23 protein-coding genes are annotated in these 18,858 nt (G+C 66.7%); 9 read left to right on the forward strand and 14 right to left on the reverse strand.

Annotation, left to right across the window (positions count from 1 at the left end):
• Window position 1 precedes the first annotated feature (1 nt).
• The 12 genes from motA to flgB form a co-directional block, all read right to left on the reverse strand.
• The gene (motA, locus tag FPZ54_RS14970; RefSeq protein WP_145848494.1) at window positions 2–865 is read right to left on the reverse strand and encodes a flagellar motor stator protein MotA; all 864 of its coding nucleotides are present in this window, start codon (window positions 863–865) and stop codon (window positions 2–4) included.
• A 96-nt stretch (window positions 866–961) separates the two neighbouring features.
• Window positions 962–1,870 (reverse strand): flagellar hook-associated protein FlgL, encoded by a 909-nt coding sequence (gene flgL / locus FPZ54_RS14975; protein WP_186456787.1) that lies wholly within the window; start codon window positions 1,868–1,870, stop codon window positions 962–964.
• Between the two features lie 5 nt (window positions 1,871–1,875).
• On the reverse strand, window positions 1,876–3,207 hold the full coding sequence (gene flgK / locus FPZ54_RS14980; RefSeq protein WP_145848498.1) for a flagellar hook-associated protein FlgK: 1,332 nt from the start codon (window positions 3,205–3,207) through the stop codon (window positions 1,876–1,878).
• Entirely contained in the window at window positions 3,204–3,545 is a 342-nt protein-coding gene (locus FPZ54_RS20245) for a rod-binding protein (protein WP_145848500.1), read from the reverse strand. Before FPZ54_RS20245 ends, flgK begins: the two co-directional genes overlap by 4 nt.
• Entirely contained in the window at window positions 3,542–4,636 is a 1,095-nt protein-coding gene (locus FPZ54_RS14990; protein WP_422396540.1) for a flagellar basal body P-ring protein FlgI, read from the reverse strand. Before FPZ54_RS14990 ends, FPZ54_RS20245 begins: the two co-directional genes overlap by 4 nt.
• Before the next feature lie 11 nt (window positions 4,637–4,647).
• A complete protein-coding gene (locus FPZ54_RS14995; RefSeq protein WP_145848503.1) occupies window positions 4,648–5,334 on the reverse strand; it encodes a flagellar basal body L-ring protein FlgH in 687 nt (228 codons plus the stop codon).
• Between the two features lie 10 nt (window positions 5,335–5,344).
• A complete protein-coding gene (gene flgG / locus FPZ54_RS15000; protein ID WP_145848505.1) occupies window positions 5,345–6,133 on the reverse strand; it encodes a flagellar basal-body rod protein FlgG in 789 nt (262 codons plus the stop codon).
• Window positions 6,134–6,192: 59 nt separating this feature from the next.
• Entirely contained in the window at window positions 6,193–6,936 is a 744-nt protein-coding gene (gene flgF / locus FPZ54_RS15005; protein ID WP_145848509.1) for a flagellar basal-body rod protein FlgF, read from the reverse strand.
• A 26-nt stretch (window positions 6,937–6,962) separates the two neighbouring features.
• Window positions 6,963–8,252 carry a flagellar hook protein FlgE gene (locus FPZ54_RS15010; protein ID WP_145848511.1) on the reverse strand — a complete coding sequence of 430 codons (1,290 nt, stop codon included), beginning with the start codon at window positions 8,250–8,252 and terminating at the stop codon, window positions 6,963–6,965.
• A 24-nt stretch (window positions 8,253–8,276) separates the two neighbouring features.
• Entirely contained in the window at window positions 8,277–8,960 is a 684-nt protein-coding gene (locus FPZ54_RS15015) for a flagellar hook assembly protein FlgD (protein ID WP_145848513.1), read from the reverse strand.
• Window positions 8,960–9,373, reverse strand: a complete 414-nt coding sequence (gene flgC / locus FPZ54_RS15020; RefSeq protein WP_145848515.1) for a flagellar basal body rod protein FlgC — start codon at window positions 9,371–9,373, stop codon at window positions 8,960–8,962. The genes FPZ54_RS15015 and flgC overlap by 1 nt, the downstream gene beginning before the upstream one ends.
• A gap of 4 nt (window positions 9,374–9,377) precedes the next feature.
• Window positions 9,378–9,743, reverse strand: coding sequence for a flagellar basal body rod protein FlgB (gene flgB, locus FPZ54_RS15025; protein WP_145849905.1), 366 nt, complete (start codon window positions 9,741–9,743; stop codon window positions 9,378–9,380).
• A gap of 223 nt (window positions 9,744–9,966) precedes the next feature.
• Here flgB and FPZ54_RS15030 point away from each other — a divergent pair, with 223 nt between their 5' ends.
• The 8 genes from FPZ54_RS15030 (at window position 9,967) to FPZ54_RS15065 (ending at window position 16,224) form a co-directional block, all read left to right on the forward strand.
• Complete coding sequence (locus FPZ54_RS15030) at window positions 9,967–10,653, forward strand: motility protein A (RefSeq protein ID WP_145848517.1); 687 nt, start codon at window positions 9,967–9,969, stop codon at window positions 10,651–10,653.
• Entirely contained in the window at window positions 10,653–11,192 is a 540-nt protein-coding gene (locus tag FPZ54_RS15035; RefSeq protein ID WP_239019824.1) for a flagellar motor protein MotB, read from the forward strand. The genes FPZ54_RS15030 and FPZ54_RS15035 overlap by 1 nt, the downstream gene beginning before the upstream one ends.
• On the forward strand, window positions 11,189–11,707 hold the full coding sequence (locus FPZ54_RS15040) for a flagella basal body P-ring formation protein FlgA (RefSeq protein ID WP_145848519.1): 519 nt from the start codon (window positions 11,189–11,191) through the stop codon (window positions 11,705–11,707). The genes FPZ54_RS15035 and FPZ54_RS15040 overlap by 4 nt, the downstream gene beginning before the upstream one ends.
• A gap of 70 nt (window positions 11,708–11,777) precedes the next feature.
• Window positions 11,778–12,062 carry a flagellar biosynthesis anti-sigma factor FlgM gene (gene flgM / locus FPZ54_RS15045; protein WP_145848521.1) on the forward strand — a complete coding sequence of 95 codons (285 nt, stop codon included), beginning with the start codon at window positions 11,778–11,780 and terminating at the stop codon, window positions 12,060–12,062.
• Window positions 12,049–12,369, forward strand: a complete 321-nt coding sequence (locus FPZ54_RS15050; protein WP_145848523.1) for a flagellar protein FlgN — start codon at window positions 12,049–12,051, stop codon at window positions 12,367–12,369. Before flgM ends, FPZ54_RS15050 begins: the two co-directional genes overlap by 14 nt.
• A gap of 145 nt (window positions 12,370–12,514) precedes the next feature.
• On the forward strand, window positions 12,515–13,390 hold the full coding sequence (locus FPZ54_RS15055; RefSeq protein ID WP_145848525.1) for a lytic transglycosylase domain-containing protein: 876 nt from the start codon (window positions 12,515–12,517) through the stop codon (window positions 13,388–13,390).
• Between the two features lie 6 nt (window positions 13,391–13,396).
• Window positions 13,397–15,487, forward strand: a complete 2,091-nt coding sequence (flhA, locus tag FPZ54_RS15060; RefSeq protein ID WP_145848527.1) for a flagellar biosynthesis protein FlhA — start codon at window positions 13,397–13,399, stop codon at window positions 15,485–15,487.
• Window positions 15,484–16,224: a sigma-70 family RNA polymerase sigma factor gene (locus tag FPZ54_RS15065; RefSeq protein WP_145848528.1), complete on the forward strand. Its 741-nt coding sequence runs from the start codon at window positions 15,484–15,486 to the stop codon at window positions 16,222–16,224. Before flhA ends, FPZ54_RS15065 begins: the two co-directional genes overlap by 4 nt.
• Before the next feature lie 122 nt (window positions 16,225–16,346).
• Here FPZ54_RS15065 and FPZ54_RS15070 read toward each other — a convergent pair whose 3' ends face one another.
• Together FPZ54_RS15070 and FPZ54_RS15075 are read right to left on the reverse strand one after the other, a co-directional pair.
• Window positions 16,347–17,483 carry a serine hydrolase domain-containing protein gene (locus FPZ54_RS15070; RefSeq protein WP_145848531.1) on the reverse strand — a complete coding sequence of 379 codons (1,137 nt, stop codon included), beginning with the start codon at window positions 17,481–17,483 and terminating at the stop codon, window positions 16,347–16,349.
• A 78-nt stretch (window positions 17,484–17,561) separates the two neighbouring features.
• On the reverse strand, window positions 17,562–18,380 hold the full coding sequence (locus FPZ54_RS15075; RefSeq protein ID WP_145848532.1) for a LytR/AlgR family response regulator transcription factor: 819 nt from the start codon (window positions 18,378–18,380) through the stop codon (window positions 17,562–17,564).
• A gap of 89 nt (window positions 18,381–18,469) precedes the next feature.
• On the opposite strand from FPZ54_RS15075, the gene FPZ54_RS15080 reads away from it, so the two are divergent.
• Complete coding sequence (locus FPZ54_RS15080; protein ID WP_145848534.1) at window positions 18,470–18,823, forward strand: YbaN family protein; 354 nt, start codon at window positions 18,470–18,472, stop codon at window positions 18,821–18,823.
• Window positions 18,824–18,858: the final 35 nt, after the last annotated feature.

Genomic DNA, 18,858 nt, shown 5'->3' on the forward strand with positions numbered 1-18,858 from the left:
ATTATTTCCCGCGCAGACCGTCAAACACTTCGGCAAAGCCCGGCTGGTTGTGATGGGCGATGCCGCTGCGCGCGGCCTCGATCACCAGCGGTTGCGGATGGCCGTGCAGCGAGGCGATGATGATCTGCTTGACCGTGTGATAGATCGCGGCATCCGCCTCAATGATCTGCTTCAGCCGACCCGCGAGCGGCCCGACCAGACCATAAGCGAGCAGCACGCCGAGGAAGGTGCCGACCAGCGCCGATCCGATCATTCCGCCCAGGATGTTGGGCGGCTTGTCGATCGATCCCATCGTCTTGACCACGCCCAGCACCGCCGCGACGATGCCGAGCGCGGGGAGCGCATCGGCCAGGTTCTGCAAGGCGTGCTGCGGCTCCTCGACCTCGTGGTGGTGGGTCTTGATCGCATTGTCCATCACCTCCTCCACGGCGTGCACGTCGAGCGTACCGGAGGAGACGACCACCAGCCGCAGCGTGTCCGCGATCAGATTGATCAAGGTGTGATCGGCGAGCAGCCGGGGATAGTCGGCGAAGATCGCGGAGGATTTGGGATCCTCGACATGCGGCTCAAGCGCGATCGGCCCGTCGACGCGCAGCATCTTCATCAGCTTGGAGACGAGGAAGATGACGTCGAGATAATCCTGCTTCTTGTATTTCGGTCCCTTGAGCACCTTGACGAAGCCGCCCCCGAGCGCCTTCAATTCGCGTCCCGAATTGCCGATGATGAGCGCTCCCACCGCCGCACCGCCGATGATGAGCATCTCGTGCGGCAGTGCGTGGAGCACGGGGCCGAGGGCGCCGCCGGTCAAAGCGAAGCCGCCGAACACCATGGCGATCAGGACGACGAAGCCGATTGCTGGAAACATGAGCGCGCTCTTCCCCCGAAGTCACTCGCCGCGTGCGCTCACGCGCGCGGCCCGTACAAACATGTCTAACGACCGATTCACCGCGTGTTTGAGCGGTCAGCGCAGATAATCGAACAGCGAAAGGCTGGTGAGCTTGGTGAAGCTCGCCTGGGTCGCCTGAAGAATGGTCAGCGTCTTTTGCAGTTCGGCGATCGACGTCGCGGTATCCGCATCCTCGATCCCCGATCGTGTGGCCTCGCGTGCGATCTCCGCATCGCCCAGCCGTTCGGCCTCCAGGTCGAGGCGGAACGCGCGCGCGCCGACCGATGCGCGGGTGGTCCCGATCTGGTCGAGCGCGGCGTCGAGATCGTCCATCGCCGTCCCGATCCCGCCCGCTTCGGCGTCGGACTGGAGCGCCGCAGCGAGCGCGGTGAGGATCGCGAACATGTCGGTGGTGCCACCCGGTGCCGCGATGCCGCCGAACGCGCGGTCGCCGCTGGTGGTCGCGACCATGGCGACGCCATCGCCGACCGGGATCGCCGCGGCGTCGCCCGTGCCGACATAGGCGATCGAGCCATCGGCTCCGCGCGCATAGGCGGTGTCGCCCGATGCGCCGCCGAACAGCGGATGGCCGCGCGAATCCTTGCTGTTGGCGATGGCCAGCAGGTCATCGATGATCGCGTCGACGTCCTCCAGCACCGCCTGCCGGTCGGCATCGCTCAGCGTGTCGCTGCCCGCCTGCACCGCCAGCGCCTTGGCCCGCTGGAGCTGGGTCTCGACGCTCGACAGCGCCGCGTCGGTCGCGGCAAGCAGACCCTGTGCGGTGGCGATGTTCGCGCCATAGGCGGTATCGTCCGCGCCCGCCCGCTTGAGCGACGCGAGTTGCTGCCACCCCGACGCGCTGTCGGAGGGGGCAAGGATCTTCTTGCCGGTCGCGACCTGCGTCTGAAACTGGTCGGCCTGTCTGGTCAGGCTCGCCATCATCAGCGAGGGGCGGTCGAAGCTCTGGCTGGTCGTTACGCGCATCGCGGTCACCGGATGTTAAAGAGGGTATCGAGCGTTTCGCGGGCGACCTGGATCACCCGGCTCGACGCCTGATAGGCTTGCTGGAAGCGGATCAGATCGACCGCTTCCTCATCGACATTGACGCCGCTCACCGAATCGCGCGCCGCGATCGCGTTGGTGCGGATCGTCGACTGGACCTCGGCAATGGCGCGGCGCCCGGCGAGCGCGCTGGCATTGCCGGTGGTGAGCGTGGTGAGCTGGCTCTCGAACCCTTCGGTGCTGCGCAGCGTCGTGAGCGCGGTCAGATTACCATTGTCACGCTCGCCTGCGCCGGGCGCGGCGGCGGCGATACCGCGCGGATCATTGAGGATCATGCGGAAATCGCTCGCCCCGCTCGCCTCGAACATTGCCGCGCCGGATGTGCCGGTCAAATCCTCGCCTGCCGCCTGCACCGCGTTGACGCCATCGGCAAACTCCACTGCCAGCGCGTCGAGCGCATCGCGCGCGTCGGAGAGCCGCGCCGCGCCTTCCGCCATTCCCGCGAGCGCGCCGCCGGTCGGGGTAAGACTGTGCGATCCGTCGATGCCATAAGCGGCGAAGGAGACCGCGGCGTCATTGCGTGCGTAGGTGACGACCGCGGCCTGATCGCCCTGGACCAGCACCGGTCCGCTCGCACCGACACGGACGCTGACGCGTCCGGCGGCATCGAAGCTCGTCGCGATATCGGTGAGCGCGCTCATGGATTCGAGCAGCCGGTCGCGCTCGTCGAGCAAGGCGGCCTGCGCGCTGGTGTTTTGCGGCGTGCGGCCGAGCGCCGAATTGACCTTGGCCAGTCCGGAGCTCAGCGCGTTGAGATCGGACACCGCCGCTTCCGCCGTGCCGTCGAGGTCGGCGAGCGCGCCGTCGACGGCGGAGCCGGTCGCGGCAAAGGCATTGGCGAGGCTGGCGGCCGCCTGAAGCATTGTGGCGCGCGGCGCGCTCGCCGACGGGTCGGCGGCGAGTGCGGTGGCGGCGTTGAAGAATGCGGTCATCCGCTCGTCGAGCTTGTTGGCGGTCAGCGCGCTTTCGGTGCGTTCGAGCCAGACGACCCCCGCCTCGCTGCGCGCAAGGTCGGACCCGGCGGCACGCACTTCGGCGCTGCGCAGGTCGCTGCCCGTGCGGGTGACGCCGGTGACGGTGACGCCAAGGCCGTTGAGCGTGCGGTTCGACCCGTCGCTCGGCGCGGCGACCTCGCTGGGATTGGAAACCCGGCGCGAATAGCCCGCAGTGCCCGCGTTGGCGATATTCTCGGACGTGGTGGTCAGCGCGGTCTGATAGGCGCGAACGCCGCTCGCACCAATGGACAGCATGTCGCTCATGGCGTGTCACCCTTGGTCGCGGCGGAGGCGGCGTCGGGCACCGATCCGGCTTTTGCCAGAAACTCGGTCATTGCCTTGCCGATGCCGATCGGCGTGTGCGCGGCCATATTTTCGGCCAGCTTCTGGTCCTGCATGTCGCGGAACTGGTCGAGCGCCTGGCTCTCGAACAGGCTGTCGGCGAGCTTCGCCTTGCGCATCGAGCTCAGCATCATCTTGGTGAAGATCGCCTCGAACTTCTCGCCCGCCGCGTCCAGATTGTCGCGCGTCCCCAGCCGAGCGGTGTCGGTCGAGACACTGCCGGTCAGCTTGAGCGAGGCTGGGGCGATCGGCTGGGTCACAGGACGATCAGCTCCGCCTTGAGCGCGCCGGCCTGCTTCAGGGCTTCCAGGATCGCGACCAGGTCGGCTGGCGAGGCGCCGATCGCGTTCACCGCCTTCACCACATCGGCAAGCTTGGGACCCGGATCCAGCAGGAACATCGGCCGCTTCTCCTCCTCGACGCCGACCCCGCTGCGCTGTTCGACCGCGGTTTCCCCCTGGCTGAACGGCAGCGGCTGACTGACACGCTGAGCTTCATCAATACGAACAGTCAGTTTACCATGTGTTACCGCGGCGGGGCTGACCCGCACGGCGGAGTTGATGACTACGGTGCCGGTGCGCGCGTTAACGATGACCTTGGCGGCGGCTTCGGCGGCGTCGACGTTGAGATTCTCGATCTCGCTCATGATCTGCGCGCGGACATCGGCGCCCTGCGGCGCTGCGACGGCGACCGACACGGCATCCACCGCGCGCGCGGTGCCGAAGCCGAACCGGCCATTGATCGCGTCGGCGACGCGCTGGGCGGTGGTGAAGTCCGCGCGGGCGAGGTTGTAGGTCAGCGTAGGGGCGGTGGCGAAGCCGGTCTCGACCGCGCGCTCGACCGTTGCACCCTCCGGGATACGGCCAGATGACGGAATGTTGACGACGATCTTCGATCCGTCCGCGCCCTCGGCGCCCAGACCGCCCACGGCGAGGTTACCCTGCGCCATTGCGTAAATCTGTCCGTCCGCACCCATCAGCGGAGTCATCACGAGCGTGCCGCCGCGCAGGGATTTTGCCTTGCCCATCGACGAGACGGTGATGTCGAGCTTTTGCCCCGGCTTGGCGAAGGGCGGCAGTTCGGCCGTCACCATCACCACCGCTGCATTTTTGAGCGCTGGATTGACGCCAGGCGGCAGCGCCAGACCGAAGCGCGCGGTGACGCCCTTCATCGACTGGACGGTATATTCGAGATTGTCGTCGCCCGTTCCCGGCAGACCGACGACGATGCCGTAGCCGGTCAGCTGGTTGGTGCGGATGCCCTGGAAATTGCCGAGATCCTTGATCCGCTCGGCCGCGACGGGCTGGGCGAGAAGGAGTGTTGCGAGCAGGGAGAGCAGAAAGCGCAGCATGTCTTTCATCCTCAGAACGGACTGATGACTTGGAAGAAGCGGCTGAGCCACCCCTGCCGGGCGGCACGGGCGACGTCGCCCTTGCCGGTATAGGCGATCTGCGCATCGGCCACGCGGGTGGAGGCGATGCGGTTGTTCGCGTCGATATCGGTGGGTCGTATGATGCCCTTGATCTGGATGAACTCGTCGCCACGGTTCAGCGTGACGCGCTTCTGCCCCTGGACCAGCATCGTGCCGTTCGGCAGCACCGCGGCCACGGTCACGCTGATCTCGCCCGACAGTGCATTGGACTGGTCGGCGGCGCCGGTGCCCTTGAATCCGCGCTTGCCGCTGATGCTCGCGTCGCTCTGGTTGAACAGGTTGAGCGCGCCCGTTGTCGGCGGGGTGATCGAAAAGCCGCCGCCGCTGTCGAGATTGGTGCCCGCCGATTTGGACGCGCTGGTGCGCTCGACCAGTACGATCGTTACCGGATCGCCGACGCGGCGCGCCCGGGTCCCCTCGTAGAGCGCGGCATAGCCCTCGCTCGCCTGAAAGATCGATCCGTTGGCGGGCGGCGGCGCGGTGACCGGCGCGGGCAGGGTGACGGTAAAGTCCTCCCGGGGCTTTTTCTTGCCGAACAGCTTTGCGTCCGCAGGCGCGGCGAGCATGAGCGGGGCGACGAGCGCAGCGCCGATGGCGAGACCGATGATGAAGCGCATCGCGGCCCCCTCAGACGTTCTGGTTGACATATTGCAGCATCTCGTCGGTGGCCGAGATCATCTTGGAATTGACCTCATAGGCGCGCTGGGTCTCGATCATGTCGACCAGTTCCTCGACGACATTGACGTTCGATCCTTCGAGCATCCCCTGGCGGATGTTGCCGCGACCGTCCTGCCCGGCGATGCCGAGATTGACCGCGCCGCTCGCCGCAGTCTCGACGAGGTAATTGTCGCCGACCGCCTGCAGCCCCGCCGAATTGGGAAAGGCCGCGATCTGGATCTGGCCGATCTGGCTCGCCTCGGTCTGGCCGGGGATGGTCGCGCTGACGGTGCCGTCGCTGCCGACGGTGATCGACGTCGCGCCCTCGGGAATGGTGATTCCGGGCATTACCTGATAGCCCTCATTGGTCACCATCAACCCTTCGGGCGAGCGGGAGAAATTGCCTGCGCGGGTATAGCCCAGCTGACCGCCCGGCATCTGTACCTGGAAATAGCCATTGCCATCGAGCGCCATGTCGAGCGCGTTGCCGGTGGTCTGCATAGCCCCCTGGGTATCGATCCGCGCCGTCCCCTGGACGCGCACGCCGGTGCCGAGGTTCAGGCCGGTGGCATATTTTGTCTCTGCGGTGCTGGCGGAGCCGGGCGCGGTCACGACCTGATAGGCCAGCGCCTCGAAGCTCGCGCGGTCGCGCTTGAACCCCGTCGTGTTGACGTTGGCGAGGTTGTTCGAGATCACCCGCATACGCATGTCCTGGGCATCAAGCCCGGTGCGCGCGATGTGCATTGCTGCGGAACCCATGGTCTTGGTCCTTCCTAAAAATTCTTAGCTGACGTGCATCAAAGCCGCGTGCTGATGTTTCAGCTGACGCGCATCAACGACGCTGCGCTCTCGTCCATGCTCTTGGCTTCGCGGAGCAGATTGGCCTGCACCTCGTAGCTGCGCTGATTTTCGATCATGTCGACCAGCGCCTGGGTCAGGTTGACGTTCGACTGTTCGAGCGCGCCGGTCTGGACCTTCGCCTCCATATCCTGGGGCAGCGCGCCGCCGCCGCGGACATGGAGCAGATTGTCCAGCCCCTTCACCGTCGTGCTGCCCTGGTCGCTCACCAGCTTGAGCTGGTCGAGGATCTGGGGCGGCTGGCTGGGGTCGGCGCCCGGAGGCACGATCGAGATCGTCCCGTCATCGGCGATCACGATCTTGTCATGGGGCGGCACGGTGATGGGGCCCCCCGACCCCATCACCGGGAAACCGTCGCCGGTTTCCAACACGCCACTCGGCGCGATGCGAAGATCGCCGCGCCGCGTATAGGCTTCGCTGCCATCGGCAGCCTGTACCGCGAGCCAGTTCTCGCCGGTAATGGCGATGTCGAGCCCGCGGCCGGTCTGGGTGATCGCACCCGCGCGCCGGTCCATATCGACCACGGTTTCGGCGCTGGGCTGGCGGCTGTCGTGGCCGTCGCCCTGTACCATCAACCGCTCGAAATTGACCCGGTCGGCGCGGAAGCCGATCGTCGAGGCGTTCGCGATATTGTTCGCGATCGTCGCCTGCGCATCCATCTGGCCCTTGAGACCCGACAATGCGGTATAGACGAGCCTGTCCATCGCGAATGCCTCCTAACCCGTTGAAATCAGCTGCGGATGTTGAAAATGGTCTGCGAGATCTGGCTCGCGGTATCGAGCGCCTTGGCGTTCGCCTGGAAATTGCGCTGTGCCGCGATCAGGCCGACCAGCTCCTCGGTAATATCGACGTTCGATCGCTCGATCGCGCCCGACATCAGGTCGCCAAAGCCGTTCGATCCCGGTTCACCCAGCCGCGGCTCGCCCGACAGGCCGGTCGCGGCCCAGGTTGAATTGCCGAGCTGGCGCAGCCCCGACGGGTTGGAGAAGGCGGCGAGCGCCACCTTGCCCAGCGCCATGCTGTCGCCGTTGGAGAAGCTGGCGCGGACGATGCCGTCCTCGCCCACCGTCACACCGTCGAGCTGACCCACCGCGCGGCCGTCCTGCGAGCGGCTGTCGACGCTGAACGGCGCGCCAAGCTGCGTCGTCGCGCTGCCGAAGTCGAGCGCGATGCTCTGTTCCGTGGTGCTGGTCCCCACCGTGAACGGCGCGAACTGGGTCGGCTCGGTCGGCTGCGTCAGCGCGCCATTGGCGTCGAACGTCAGGGTCACCGGCTGCGGGTTCTCGGCATCCGTGCCCAGCTGCTTGTCGCCGACAAAGGTATAGACCGACCAGCTCGCCGGAGCCTCGGTCGTCTCGCGCACGAAATAGCTGGTCATGGTCAGCGGGTTGCCGCTGGCGTCATAGATCGTCGTCTGGGTCGAATTGTTGTAGGTGCCCGGATCAAACCGGTCGAACGCATAGGGCGTTTCCTCGGTGAAGCGCGACGCCTCGGCCGGGACGGATGAATAGGCCGAGAGGTTGAGCGACAGCGCGACATTCTCGGTCGCCTCCGGTACGCCGCTGGTCTGCGGCAGGCGCAGGTTGACGGTGGAGCCGAGGCCAGTCGCGACCACCGCGCCCGACCCGTCGACCGGATAGACCTGGAGATAGCCGCCCTGCGAATCGGTGACATAGCGGTCGCTGTCGACCAGGAAGCTGCCGTTGCGGGTGAAGTTCACCCCCGCCGCTTCCAGGCTCGGCTTGACCGCGAAGAAGCCGTCCCCGGCGATCGCGATGTCCAGGCTCGATGCCGATTGCTGCATCCCGCCCTGGCCAAATTGCTGGCGGATCCCCTTCACCACCGTGCCCGATCCGATCATCTGGTTCGGGTTGAGCGACACGCTCGACGCGATGACGTCGGCGAATTCGGTCCGGCTCTTCTTGAAGCCGTTGGTCGAGACGTTCGACAGATTGTGCGAGATGGTCGACATGTCGGTCTGCGCCGCCTGAAGACCGGAGAGCGAGGTAAAGAAGGACATTTCGGTAGCTCCTCAGAGGAAAGTTCAGGCGACCTTGCGGACCGCGGTGGTGGAGACCTGGCCGATGCCGGGCAGAGTAAGGACCGGGTTGCCGTCGCTGCCCATCGCCACCGATGTGACCGGCGCCCAGACAAGCGGTTGCGCGGCGACGGCTTCGCCATTGGCGTCGCGTGCGGCGACGCGGATGGTGAAGGGGCCGTCGCCCGCCGGCTCGCCGGTATCGGTCGTTCCGTCCCATTCGAATTCGGTCTGGCCCGCTGGCGCAGCGCCGAGCGAGACGCTTTTGAGGATTTCGCCGTTCGGCCCCTCGATCACGACATTGACCTCGGCCGCCTCGGCGCCCAGTTCGATTACCCCGCCCAGCGATCCATCGGTGCGCGGAAAGGCGACATTGCCCTCCGTCAGCACGGTTCGGCCGGCCCAGGAGACGAGATCGGTGGTCGATGTGCCGCCCAGCTTCGCGGCGATCGCCTGAAGCGTCGTGTTCATCTCGCTGATCCCGGCGAGCGACGAGAATTGCGCCATCTGCGCAACCATCTGGGTGTTGTCGACCGGCTCGAACGGGTCCTGATTCTTCATCTGCGCCGTCATCAGCGTCAGGAAGTCGGACTGGTCCATCGCCTCGGAGCCGAGCGAATTGGTCGCGCTCTGGTTGGTCGTGCCGGTGCGGCCGATGCCGAGATTGGCAAGCGTCGTGTCGAAGCTCATCAGCTGCGTCCCAGGTTGAGCGTCTGGGTGATCAGCGTCTTCGCCGTCTGCATCACCTCGACATTGTTCTGATAGGTGCGGGCGGTCTCCAGCATGTCGACCAGTTCGCGGGTCTCATCGACCGCGCTTTCCCAGATATTGCCGTCCTTGTCGGCCATCGGGTTGCCGGGATCGTAGCGTTTGGTGGGCGCTTCGCCCGCCGCGACGACGCGCTCGACATCGACGGTGGACATGCCGCTGGCCGCATCGAAATGGGTGCGGAACACCGGCTTCATCGTGCGATAGGCTTGGCCCGGGTTGGACGCGACCTGGCCGACATTGGCGAGGTTCGACGCGGTGGTGTTCATCCGCACGAGCTGCGCCGACATGGCGCGTCCCGCGACCTGGAAAATGCTGAGCGGCTGGTCGGACATGTGCTTATTCCCCCTTCAGCGCGCGTTTGATCGTGTCGATGCGCCCGTTGAGGAATGCGAGCGTCGTCTGATAGGCGACCGCATTCTCCGCGAACGCCGTCTGTTCGGTGGCGAGCTCAACGGTGTTGCCGTCGAGGCTGGGCTGGAGCGGCACGCGATATTTGGTCGCGCCGCCGATCGGATCGGCGCCTGCGAGGCCCCCCATGCCATTGGGCGTCTCGATCGCGTTCAGTGCTTCGCGGAAATCGATGTCCTTCGCCTTGAATCCGGGGGTCGAGGCGTTGGCGATGTTCGACGCGAGCACTCCCATGCGCTGCGAACGCACCTCGAGCGCGGCGCCATGCACCCCGAAGAGACTGTTGCTGCCCATATGCGTGATCCTCATGCAATCGTTCGGGCCATTCCTAGCAATGGGCGTGCCAATTTGGCCGGGCCGCCCCCGAAACGTCGCGATTGCCGGGTTTGGCGGTGAGACCGGCAAGATGTTGCCGGGTGGTCGGCAAGGCGGTTGCCGCTTTTGCCGGGCGTGCCGACCCCACCGAGCGTCTCCTCCCGGAAGCGGAAACTGGCCCGGCGCTTGCACAGGGTCGCGCATGACTCTTCTCGCGCCGTCCGATTCCGCCGTCCTGACCCAGCCGGACCTTGGCGTGCTGCTCGATCCGCTGGCGCTCGCCATCGTGCTCGGCGGCACCGCGCTCAGCGTGCTGCTGCGCAACCGACTGGGCGATATCGGGCGCGCGCTTGCCGCGCTGGTAACGATGGGGCGGCGACCGTTCGATGCCGAACCGCTGCTGGCGCAGGTCGCGTCGCTCGACCGGATCGCGCGGCGCCACGGGCTGATCGCGCTCGACCGGTCGGTAATCGAGGATCCCGACATGGCCGCTGCGGTTGCCGCTGCGGTGGATGGCGACACCCCCGAACAGGTTGCGGCGCTCGTCGCCGACCGCGTGGCCGCGCGTGCCGAACGGCACCGCGCGGTCATCGAATTGTGGAGCGGGGTCGCGGAGGCGGCGCCCGCCATGGGGCTGATCGGTACGATTTTCGGCCTAGTCCGCATGTTCGCGACGATGGAGGATGCGGACCGGATCGGTGCGGCAATGGCAATCGCGCTGCTCGCCACCCTCTATGGCGCGCTGGTCGCCAATCTCGTCGCAATGCCCGTCACCGCACGGTTGAAGCGGCTGGCTCGGGTCGAGGCGGCGGAGCGGATGCGGCTGGCCGCGCCGCTCGCGCTGCTCGCGACGCTCGAACGCGCGCGCAAGCGGGACATTGCCGCGTGATGCCCGCCATCACGTCCGACAGCTGGGACGACATCGCGCCCGCGCGCAGCGTGTGGCTCATCACGCTGGCCGATCTGGCACTGCTGCTGGTCGGCTTTTTCGTACTGCTTCAGGCCAACCGAACGCTCGACCGCGACGTGCTGTTCGCGGGTATGCGTGCGGGATTCGGAGTCGAGAGCCCGGCCGTTGCCGATCCGATGGCGGTGGCTCGTGCCCGCGTCGACGGTTTCGCGCCCGGCGGCACCGATGCCGATCTGCGTGCCGTGATCGACTGGGCGCGCGATGTCGCACGCGACCCGCGCATCCGCATCACCGTCACCGGGTCGACCGACCCTCAGGGCGATGTCGATCCAGCCACCGGCAGCGCGGCGATCCTGGCCGCCGATCGCGCGCGTGCCGTCGCCGCCGCACTGGTGGCGCGGCGCGCGGTGTCGCCCGACCGCCTCATTCTTCGCGTCACCCCCGGCACGCGCCGCGCGGTGACCCTTTCCGTCGGCTTCGCCGGCGATTCGCACCTTCAGTCTGGAGACATCCGATGATCGTCCTTTCGCTCCTGCTCGCCGCCGCTGCCACGCCCGGCGAATTCCAGTCGACCGAAGCGCTTGACCAGCTGGTCGAACGCTTTGCCGGCGCGCCGATCGGCGCCGAGGGCGGCGCGCGGGCGGCGGTGGACAAGAGGCTCAAGCTCGCTGCCTGCGATACGCCGCATCTCAGCTGGCGTTCGCCCGCCGAGGATGCGGTGGTGATTCGCTGCCAGGGTCCCCAGCAATGGCGCGTCTTCGTCGCCATCAACGCGCTGCCCAAAGCAGCGCCGGCGCAGGTCGCCGCCGTCCGTCCGGTGGCGCCGGTCAAGGCTGAGGCGATCATCAAGCGCGGCGATCCGGTGATGCTGGAGGCGGGCGCGGCAGGCTTTTCGATTACGCGTGAGGGGGTGGCGATGGCCGATGCCGTTGCGGGCGCGCGCGTGCCGGTGAAGGTCCATGACAAACGCCCGCCGGTCGCGGCGATCGCGCTCGAACCGGGTCGTGCGCGGCTGCCCGGATTCGGCGACTGAATTTTTTGCTAAAGCTCCGCGCAAAGGGGTCGTTCAGGCGTATGTCAGCAGAACGAAAAGGGTTGCAGACATGGTGGATCCAATTGGCTTCAAGCCTGTATCGAATGCCAGCCGGCTGACGCCGGTGGCGCCGACCGCACCCGTGCGGGCGGCGGAGGGCGCGACACAGGCTGCGCAGACCAGCACCGCCGCGTCGCTCACCCAGAACGCTGCGGCGAGCGCGCCGGTCGATGCAGAGCGCGTCGCGCGGATCAAGAAGGCGATTGCCGATGGCAAGTTCCCCTTGGTCCCCTCGACCGTCGCGGATCGGCTGCTGGCGCTCAAGCTGCAATGGAACCCCAATGAACAGGCGTGACGCCCTGGTCCGGGTGATCGACGCGCTGCACGCCGAGATCGACGCGTTGAAGAAGAACGATGTCGCCGCGCTCGAACGCGCGACGCGGGAGAAGCTGATCGGGATCGAAGCGGTGGGGGCCGCCAATGACGACGATCCGGCGCTGGCCGGGGAATTGCGGGTGCTGGCGGAAGAGGCGCATCGCCTCAACGAAAGTTGCCGCATCTATGTCAACCTGATGGCCGCCAATGTGCGGCGGCGGCTGCACGCGCTGACCGGCAATGATTTGCCGTCCTACCGGCCGGGCATTGCCGGGGCATTCTCCTAAACGGTCCGCGCTACCGCCACCCCAGCGAAAGCTGGGGTCTTTACAGGCCGAAGACCCCAGCTTTCGCTGGGGTGACGACAATCTCGAATAACTGGCACGTCTTTTGCTGATCGCTCCCTACCCAGGGGAATGAGAAGCACAGCGGATGAGCGTACCTTCGATCGGAGCCAGGACGAACGTCACCACGGCGATCGCCACGGCAAGCCAGAAGACCGGCATCGACTTCAACTATCTGCTGGGCCAGGCCCAGGTGGAAAGCGGGATGCGCGCCGATGCGCGCGCGCGCACCTCCAGCGCGACCGGTCTCTATCAGTTCATCGAACAAAGCTGGCTCGGCGTGGTCAAGGAGCACGGCCAGAAGCACGGCCTTGGCTGGGCCGCGGACAGCATCAAACGGACATCGTCTGGCCGGTTCGTGGTCAGCGATGCGGCAACGCGCCAGGCGATCCTGTCGCTGCGCACCGATCCGAACGCCGCCTCGGTCATGGCGGCCGAACATGCCAGCGACAACAAGGATGCGCTCGAAGCCTCGCTCGGGCGCGAGGCGACCGGAACCGACCTCTATATGGCGCATTTCCTGGGCCTTGGCGGCGCGCGCAAATTCCTGCGCGCGATGGATGCCGACCCGGATCGCGGCGCGGCGGGCATGTTCCCTGCCGCCGCGCGCGCCAATCGCAATATCTTCTATGCGCCCGACGGATCGCAGCGCTCGCTCGGTCAGATTTACGAACGGTTCGCGGGCAAGCTCGACAAGGGCGCGGCGGCGGTCGGCGCCACCGGCCTTGCCTCGGGATCGCTCGACGCGAAGTTCGAACAGCTCGTCCAGTCGCTGGGCGAGGATGTCGAGGTGGTGCTGGGCAATGACGCGGTCGCGCAGGATCGCGGCTGGCTGACCACGCTCGACCGGCTGGAAAGCGCAGGAAGGCTGAAGGCGTCTGCACTGCCGACGGTCAATCCGCTGCGCCCGACGCCGGAAACGGCCAAGCTCGCCTATCTGATGCTCGCGCGGCTGGGAGCCTGATCCGCAATGACCGCACTGACGTTCCAGCAGAATCTCGTCCCCGCGCTGAAGGGCTTCGCGCTGCCGGTCGCCATCCTCGTGCTCGTCGCGATGATGGTCGTGCCGGTTCCGACCTTCCTGCTCGACGTTTTCTTCATCATGAACATCATCATCAGCCTCGCCGTGCTGATGGTTGCCCTCAACGCGCAAAAGCCGCTCGACTTCTCCGCCTTTCCCACGGTGCTGCTGTTCGCGACGCTGTTCCGGCTCGGCCTCAACGTCGCCTCGACCCGCGTCGTGCTGGGCCATGGCCATGAGGGCGAGGCCGCGGCGGGCCATGTGATCGAGGCGTTCGGGACCTTCATGATCGGCGGCGACTATGTCGTCGGCCTGTTCGTCTTCGCGATCCTGATCATCATCAACATGATCGTGGTGACCAAGGGCGCGGGCCGCGTGTCCGAAGTGTCGGCGCGCTTCACCCTCGATGCCTTGCCCGGCAAGCAGATGGCGATCGATGCCGACCTAAACGCCGGCCTCATCACGCCGGACGAGGCCAAGACGCGCCGTGTCGAGGTGTCGACCGAGGCCGACTTCTACGGCGCGATGGACGGTTCGTCGAAGTTCGTGAAGGGCGATGCGATCGCCGGCCTGCTGATCCTGTTCATCAACGTGATCGGCGGCCTGATCCTCGGCCCGGTCAGCCATGGCCTGTCGCTGGGCGAGGCGGCGCAGACCTATGTGCTGCTCGCCATCGGCGATGCGCTGGTCGCGCAGATTCCCGCATTGCTGCTCTCGATCGCCGCTGCGGCGATCGTCACCCGCGTCGCGTCGAGCACGGATCAGGACCTCACCGGACAGATCGGCACCCAGTTCGGCAGCCACCGTACCTGGACCCCGGTCGCGGTCATCACCGGCCTGCTCGGCCTGCTGCCCGGAATGCCCGCCTTCATCATCCTTCCCGCCGCCGCCGGATCGGGCTTCATGGCGTGGAAGATGTACCGCGCGAGCAAGCTGCCGCCCCCGCCCGCAACCGTCGCGCCTACCGAACCCACCGATCCCTCACGCATCGGCTGGGACGAGGTGACCGATAACATGCAGGTGATGATCGACATCGGCTATGGCCTGGTGCCGCTGGTCGATGAGCGCCGCGGCGGTGCGCTGATGGGCCGGATCACCGGCGTGCGGCGCCAGCTGTCGAAGGAGCTCGGCTTCGTCGTGCCGCAGGTGCGGGTGCGCGACGACATCAACATGCAGCCCTTTGCCTATCGCATCGTCGTCGGCGGTGTGGTGATCGGCGAGGACAGCGTCTCGCCCGACGAGATGCTGGCGCTCGATACCGGCCAGGCGGTCGGCAGCCTTCCGGGCAAGAAGGTGAAGGATCCGACCTTCGGTCTCGACGCGATCTGGATCGCCGCGGCGGATGCCGATGCGGCGACGGGGCAGGGCTGGCTGGTGGTCGATCCCGGCACGGTGATGGCGACCCACCTCAACCAGACGCTGATCCAGAATGCCGCCGACCTGCTGGGTCCGGACGAGGTCCAGGCGCTGCTCGACGGGCTGCGCGAGCGCGCGGCACAGCTGGTCGCCTCGCTCTCGCCCAACCCGCTGCCGATCACGACGCTGACCCAGGTGCTGCGCGGCCTGCTCGCGGAGAATATCCCGCTCAAGGAATTCCGCCGCATTGCCGCCGCGATCGCGCTCGCCGCGCAGAAGAGCGCGGACGCCGACGAGATCATCGAGCTGATCCGCCCCGAGCTCGGCCCGCTGATCATTCAGCGGCTGTGCGGGGTGCGCGAACCGCTTCGGGTGATGACGTTGGAGGGGCAGCTCGAGGCGCTGCTCGGCCAGGCGGTGCGCTCCGATCCCGCCAAGCGCCACACCATCGAGCCCGATCTCGGCCGCCGCATCGTCGACGCGCTCCAGCGCGCCGCGCAGCCTTTGGTGTCCGAAGCCAAGCCCTTTGCCCTGGTCGTCCAGCCGTCGATCCGCATCGCGATCCGTAAGCTGGTCCGCACCGTGTTGCCGGATACCCCCGTGATGAGCTTTTTCGAGGTTCCCGAAGACAAGTCGGTCGAAGTCGTCGCCGTGATCGGCGCACCGGAGGCGCTTGCCGCATGACCTACCAGCCAGCCCCCAACGAATTCGCCCTGACCTATGCGCGCACCGGCGAGACCCGGCGCGACATGGATGCGCTGGTGCGCAAGCATATGCCGCTTGTCCGGCGCCTCGCCTGGCACGTCCATGGATCGATGAGCGCGCTGATCGATGTCGAGGATCTGGTCCAGATCGGCCTCGTCGCGCTGGTCGAGGCATCGACGAGCTTCGAGGATCGTGGTCTCGTCAGCTTCGACCAGTATCTCCATACCCGCGTGCGCGGCGCGATGATCGACGAATTGCGGCGACAGGCGACGCTGACCCGCGGCGCGATGAAGCGGCGGCGTGCCTATCAGGATGCGGTCGCGGCGCTCAGCGTCGATGGCGGGAGGCCCGACGAAGCGGCGGTCGCGGCGCGGCTGGGCGTCAGCGTCGACAAGCTGCGCAGCGACTATGCGACGGCGGAGGCGGTGCGTTTCGACCCGATCGACGATGTCTATTCGGACGAGGGCCCGTGGTTCATGTCTGACGAACCCAGCGCCTTCGACCAGCTCGCCGATGCCGACCAGCGCGAGGCGCTGATCGGCGCGATTTCCGAACTGCCGGAAAAGGAGCAGCTGGTGATCCAGCTCTATTATGTCGAGGAACTGAATCTCGAAGAAATCGGCCAGGTGCTCGGCGTCGGCGCCGCGCGCGTGTGCCAGATCAAGAAGAGCGCGCATGATCGGCTGAAGAAGGGGCTGATGCGGCGGCTGGGGTAGAGTCGTTTTCAGTTAGGCGGCACCGGCCCGCTCCCCCACCCGGCAACCCACCGCCAGTGTATTCTATGGGTGGTCGGGTGGGGGAGCGGACCGGTGCCGTGTCAGCGTTGCCGAAAGCGACTCTAACTACCCTCGCGTGCCCATTTCTCGAAACGTGCCGCATAGGGTGAATCCGGATCGAGCAGCGCGATCAGGTCCCGCATCGGCGCAATGCCGCGGCGCATCGGCACGTTCAAAAAGATGATAAGGCCGTCGCGTGAGGGCAGGTCGCTATAGGCGATGGTGAGTTGCGACCAGTCACCGCCCTCATGCCCGATCGTCCGGCGACCGCCCATATCGACCATGTCGAAGCCCAGGCCGTAGCCCTGACGCTTCGGACAGATCACGCGCGGCTGGGTGCAATCGACCACCGATTCCCCGCCGCGATCGGTGACGATGCGATTCCGCTCGCGCCGCAGGCCGATGCCGTAGCCGCCGCCGTCGCTGATCGCGGCCATCACCTTTGCATAGTCACGCAGCGTGATGAGCATCCCGCCCGCTGCCGACCATTGGCCCTCCGGCCAGCAAAAGCCCGGTCGGCATCCGGGATCGTAACGCTTGCCCTGCTCGTCGACGCCCAGCGCGACATTGACGCGATCGGCCCGATCAACCGTCAGCGTCGCGGAGGTGACGCCGATCGGGCGGAGGAGATAGCGATCGGCCAGCACCGGAAAACTGGCGCCATGTCTGCGCTCCATCGCGCGCCAGAGATATTCGATCCCCTCGCCCGAATAACCATAGCCGCTGCCGGGATTGCGTTCGAAGGCCAGCTTTCTGTCGGCACGGAAGAGACGCCAGTTGGGCAGGCCGCTGCGATGGGTCAGGATCATCCGCGCAGTGAGCAGTCGGTGACGCGGGTCGCCTTGCACATCGGGGTCGACCCAATAGCGGGAAAGCGGCGTGTCGAGCTCAGCCTGGCCCGCAGCCACCATGCGCAGATAGGTCTCGGCCGCAACTGTCTTGGTGATCGACGCGACGTCAAACCGCGTGTCCGGATTGGCCGGGGTTCCACCCGCATCGCCATGGTAATGTTCGAACACCAGGCGACCGCCGCGCATCACGCCGATCCCGGCGGTCGTGATTCCGCCCTTCGTCAGGATTGCATCGATCTGGCCATGCAGGACGGGCTCCGCGACCGGCAAGGGCGACGGGCCCGGCCCGGCGGATGGCGTGGCGCAGCCGGCGAGGGCGAGCGGGAGAGCGAGGAGAAAGCGGATCATGCCGTGACCCTTGCCGTCCGCCGGAGCCCTTCTGCGGAAAATCCGGTGAAGTGACACCAGCGCAGCGTGAAGCGACAATCAGCTCGAAAGAGCCCGAATCAGGCGGGCGCCTTCGCGGCTCGTGGTCACCGCGTCGCCGTCGGAAAGGTGCAGCGTCAGTCGCCCGTTGCCGGCCGGTTCGGCGCTCACGATCGCGCCATGCCGCACGATATGCGACCGGTGGACGCGAAGAAAATCGCCGGGGAGCGTTTCGGCCAGGCTAGAGAGCGTGCGGCCCGACAGGAAGCTGCGTGTCGCGGTGACGATCTCTGCATAGCCGCTGGCGGCGCTGATCTGCACGATATCGGCCAGCTCGATCGCGATGATCTCGTCGCCGCGGCGCACCAGCAACGGCGCCCGCGGGTCGGCAGGCGTGAGTACTCCAGCCGGCGGTTTGGCGTCGCCGGTCGCCGGATAATGGGTCCGCTCACACCAAAGGACAAGCAACGCATAGAGCGTGACGCCCTGGAAGAGCTGCCAGACCAGCGCATTTTCGCCGAACGCGCGCGCGACCAGACCACCGCGCAGCCAGTTCGCGCCGATCGAAAAACCGACCAGCACCAGCAGATACCATAGAAAGGCGAAGGCGACGGCGCCGACGACATGGATCGCAAGCATCCATCGCAGGGCGAGCGCGGACCTCCGCACGATTCGGATCACCACCGTTGCGGCAATACCCGAGATCGCGGCAGCGGCGACATTGACCGCTGCCGACGAGAGCGCGTCGGCGAGGTGTGCGCCGCTCAATGCAAACGCGAGGGCGTAGGCCGCGAACAGCGCTGCGAGTGCGAGCGGAACAGGTGCGGCCACCATCGCGGCGTCGCGTCGCGTCGCTTCCTCTCTCCCCGGGCGGTCCATCGCGCAAGCTGTGGCGTCACCGATCGGGATTGGCAATCGGCACGTTATTCTTGGAGCGGCTTGCTCTTATGCCGTGCTACGCAAGGGCCGTGCGTCGTCATCTCTATCTGATTGCCGGCTTCCTCTGCCTCGGCCTTGCGGTGATCGGCGCGCTGTTGCCGGTGATGCCGACCACGGTGTTCGTCATCATGGCGGCCTATTGCTTCGCGCGCAGTTCGCCGCGATTGGAGGCGCGGTTGCTGGAGCATCCGCGCTTCGGCCCGCATATCGTGCGGTGGCGGGAAAAGGGCGCGGTCAGTCGATCGGGCAAGGTGGCGGCGAGCATCGCCTTTGCGGTCAGCATCGTGCTCACGCTCGCATTGACCGCGATGCCCTGGCCGTTGGTTACCATCGCAGCTGCGGTCGTCATCGGCGGCTGGCTTTGGAGCCGCCCCGAAGCCTGACGGCTTGCCCGGCACGGTGCTGGCGTTAGGGTCCC

The sequence above is a fragment of the Sphingomonas suaedae genome, from assembly GCF_007833215.1.
Classification (GTDB): Bacteria; Pseudomonadota; Alphaproteobacteria; order Sphingomonadales; family Sphingomonadaceae; genus Sphingomonas; species Sphingomonas suaedae.

Excerpts from the sequence above, each read along its gene's own strand:
- flgC (WP_145848515.1), bottom strand. The coding sequence starts at position 9,373 with ATGTCCGACCAGCCGCTCAGCATTTTCCAGGTCGCGGGACGCGCCATG.
- FPZ54_RS15010 (WP_145848511.1), bottom strand. The coding sequence starts at position 8,252 with ATGTCCTTCTTTACCTCGCTCTCCGGTCTTCAGGCGGCGCAGACCGAC.
- FPZ54_RS15015 (WP_145848513.1), bottom strand. The coding sequence starts at position 8,960 with ATGAGCTTCGACACGACGCTTGCCAATCTCGGCATCGGCCGCACCGGC.
- FPZ54_RS15070 (WP_145848531.1), bottom strand. The coding sequence starts at position 17,483 with ATGATCCGCTTTCTCCTCGCTCTCCCGCTCGCCCTCGCCGGCTGCGCC.
- FPZ54_RS15075 (WP_145848532.1), bottom strand. The coding sequence starts at position 18,380 with ATGGACCGCCCGGGGAGAGAGGAAGCGACGCGACGCGACGCCGCGATG.
- flgG (WP_145848505.1), bottom strand. The coding sequence starts at position 6,133 with ATGGGTTCCGCAGCAATGCACATCGCGCGCACCGGGCTTGATGCCCAG.
- FPZ54_RS14990 (WP_422396540.1), bottom strand. The coding sequence starts at position 4,636 with ATGCTGCGCTTTCTGCTCTCCCTGCTCGCAACACTCCTTCTCGCCCAG.
- FPZ54_RS15040 (WP_145848519.1), top strand. The coding sequence starts at position 11,189 with ATGATCGTCCTTTCGCTCCTGCTCGCCGCCGCTGCCACGCCCGGCGAA.
- FPZ54_RS15050 (WP_145848523.1), top strand. The coding sequence starts at position 12,049 with ATGAACAGGCGTGACGCCCTGGTCCGGGTGATCGACGCGCTGCACGCC.
- FPZ54_RS15055 (WP_145848525.1), top strand. The coding sequence starts at position 12,515 with ATGAGCGTACCTTCGATCGGAGCCAGGACGAACGTCACCACGGCGATC.
- FPZ54_RS15065 (WP_145848528.1), top strand. The coding sequence starts at position 15,484 with ATGACCTACCAGCCAGCCCCCAACGAATTCGCCCTGACCTATGCGCGC.
- flgK (WP_145848498.1), bottom strand. The coding sequence starts at position 3,207 with ATGAGCGACATGCTGTCCATTGGTGCGAGCGGCGTTCGCGCCTATCAG.
- FPZ54_RS15030 (WP_145848517.1), top strand. The coding sequence starts at position 9,967 with ATGACTCTTCTCGCGCCGTCCGATTCCGCCGTCCTGACCCAGCCGGAC.
- flgM (WP_145848521.1), top strand. The coding sequence starts at position 11,778 with ATGGTGGATCCAATTGGCTTCAAGCCTGTATCGAATGCCAGCCGGCTG.
- flhA (WP_145848527.1), top strand. The coding sequence starts at position 13,397 with ATGACCGCACTGACGTTCCAGCAGAATCTCGTCCCCGCGCTGAAGGGC.
- FPZ54_RS15035 (WP_239019824.1), top strand. The coding sequence starts at position 10,653 with ATGCCCGCCATCACGTCCGACAGCTGGGACGACATCGCGCCCGCGCGC.
- flgB (WP_145849905.1), bottom strand. The coding sequence starts at position 9,743 with ATGGGCAGCAACAGTCTCTTCGGGGTGCATGGCGCCGCGCTCGAGGTG.
- motA (WP_145848494.1), bottom strand. The coding sequence starts at position 865 with ATGTTTCCAGCAATCGGCTTCGTCGTCCTGATCGCCATGGTGTTCGGC.
- flgF (WP_145848509.1), bottom strand. The coding sequence starts at position 6,936 with ATGGACAGGCTCGTCTATACCGCATTGTCGGGTCTCAAGGGCCAGATG.
- flgL (WP_186456787.1), bottom strand. The coding sequence starts at position 1,870 with ATGCGCGTAACGACCAGCCAGAGCTTCGACCGCCCCTCGCTGATGATG.
- FPZ54_RS14995 (WP_145848503.1), bottom strand. The coding sequence starts at position 5,334 with ATGCGCTTCATCATCGGTCTCGCCATCGGCGCTGCGCTCGTCGCCCCG.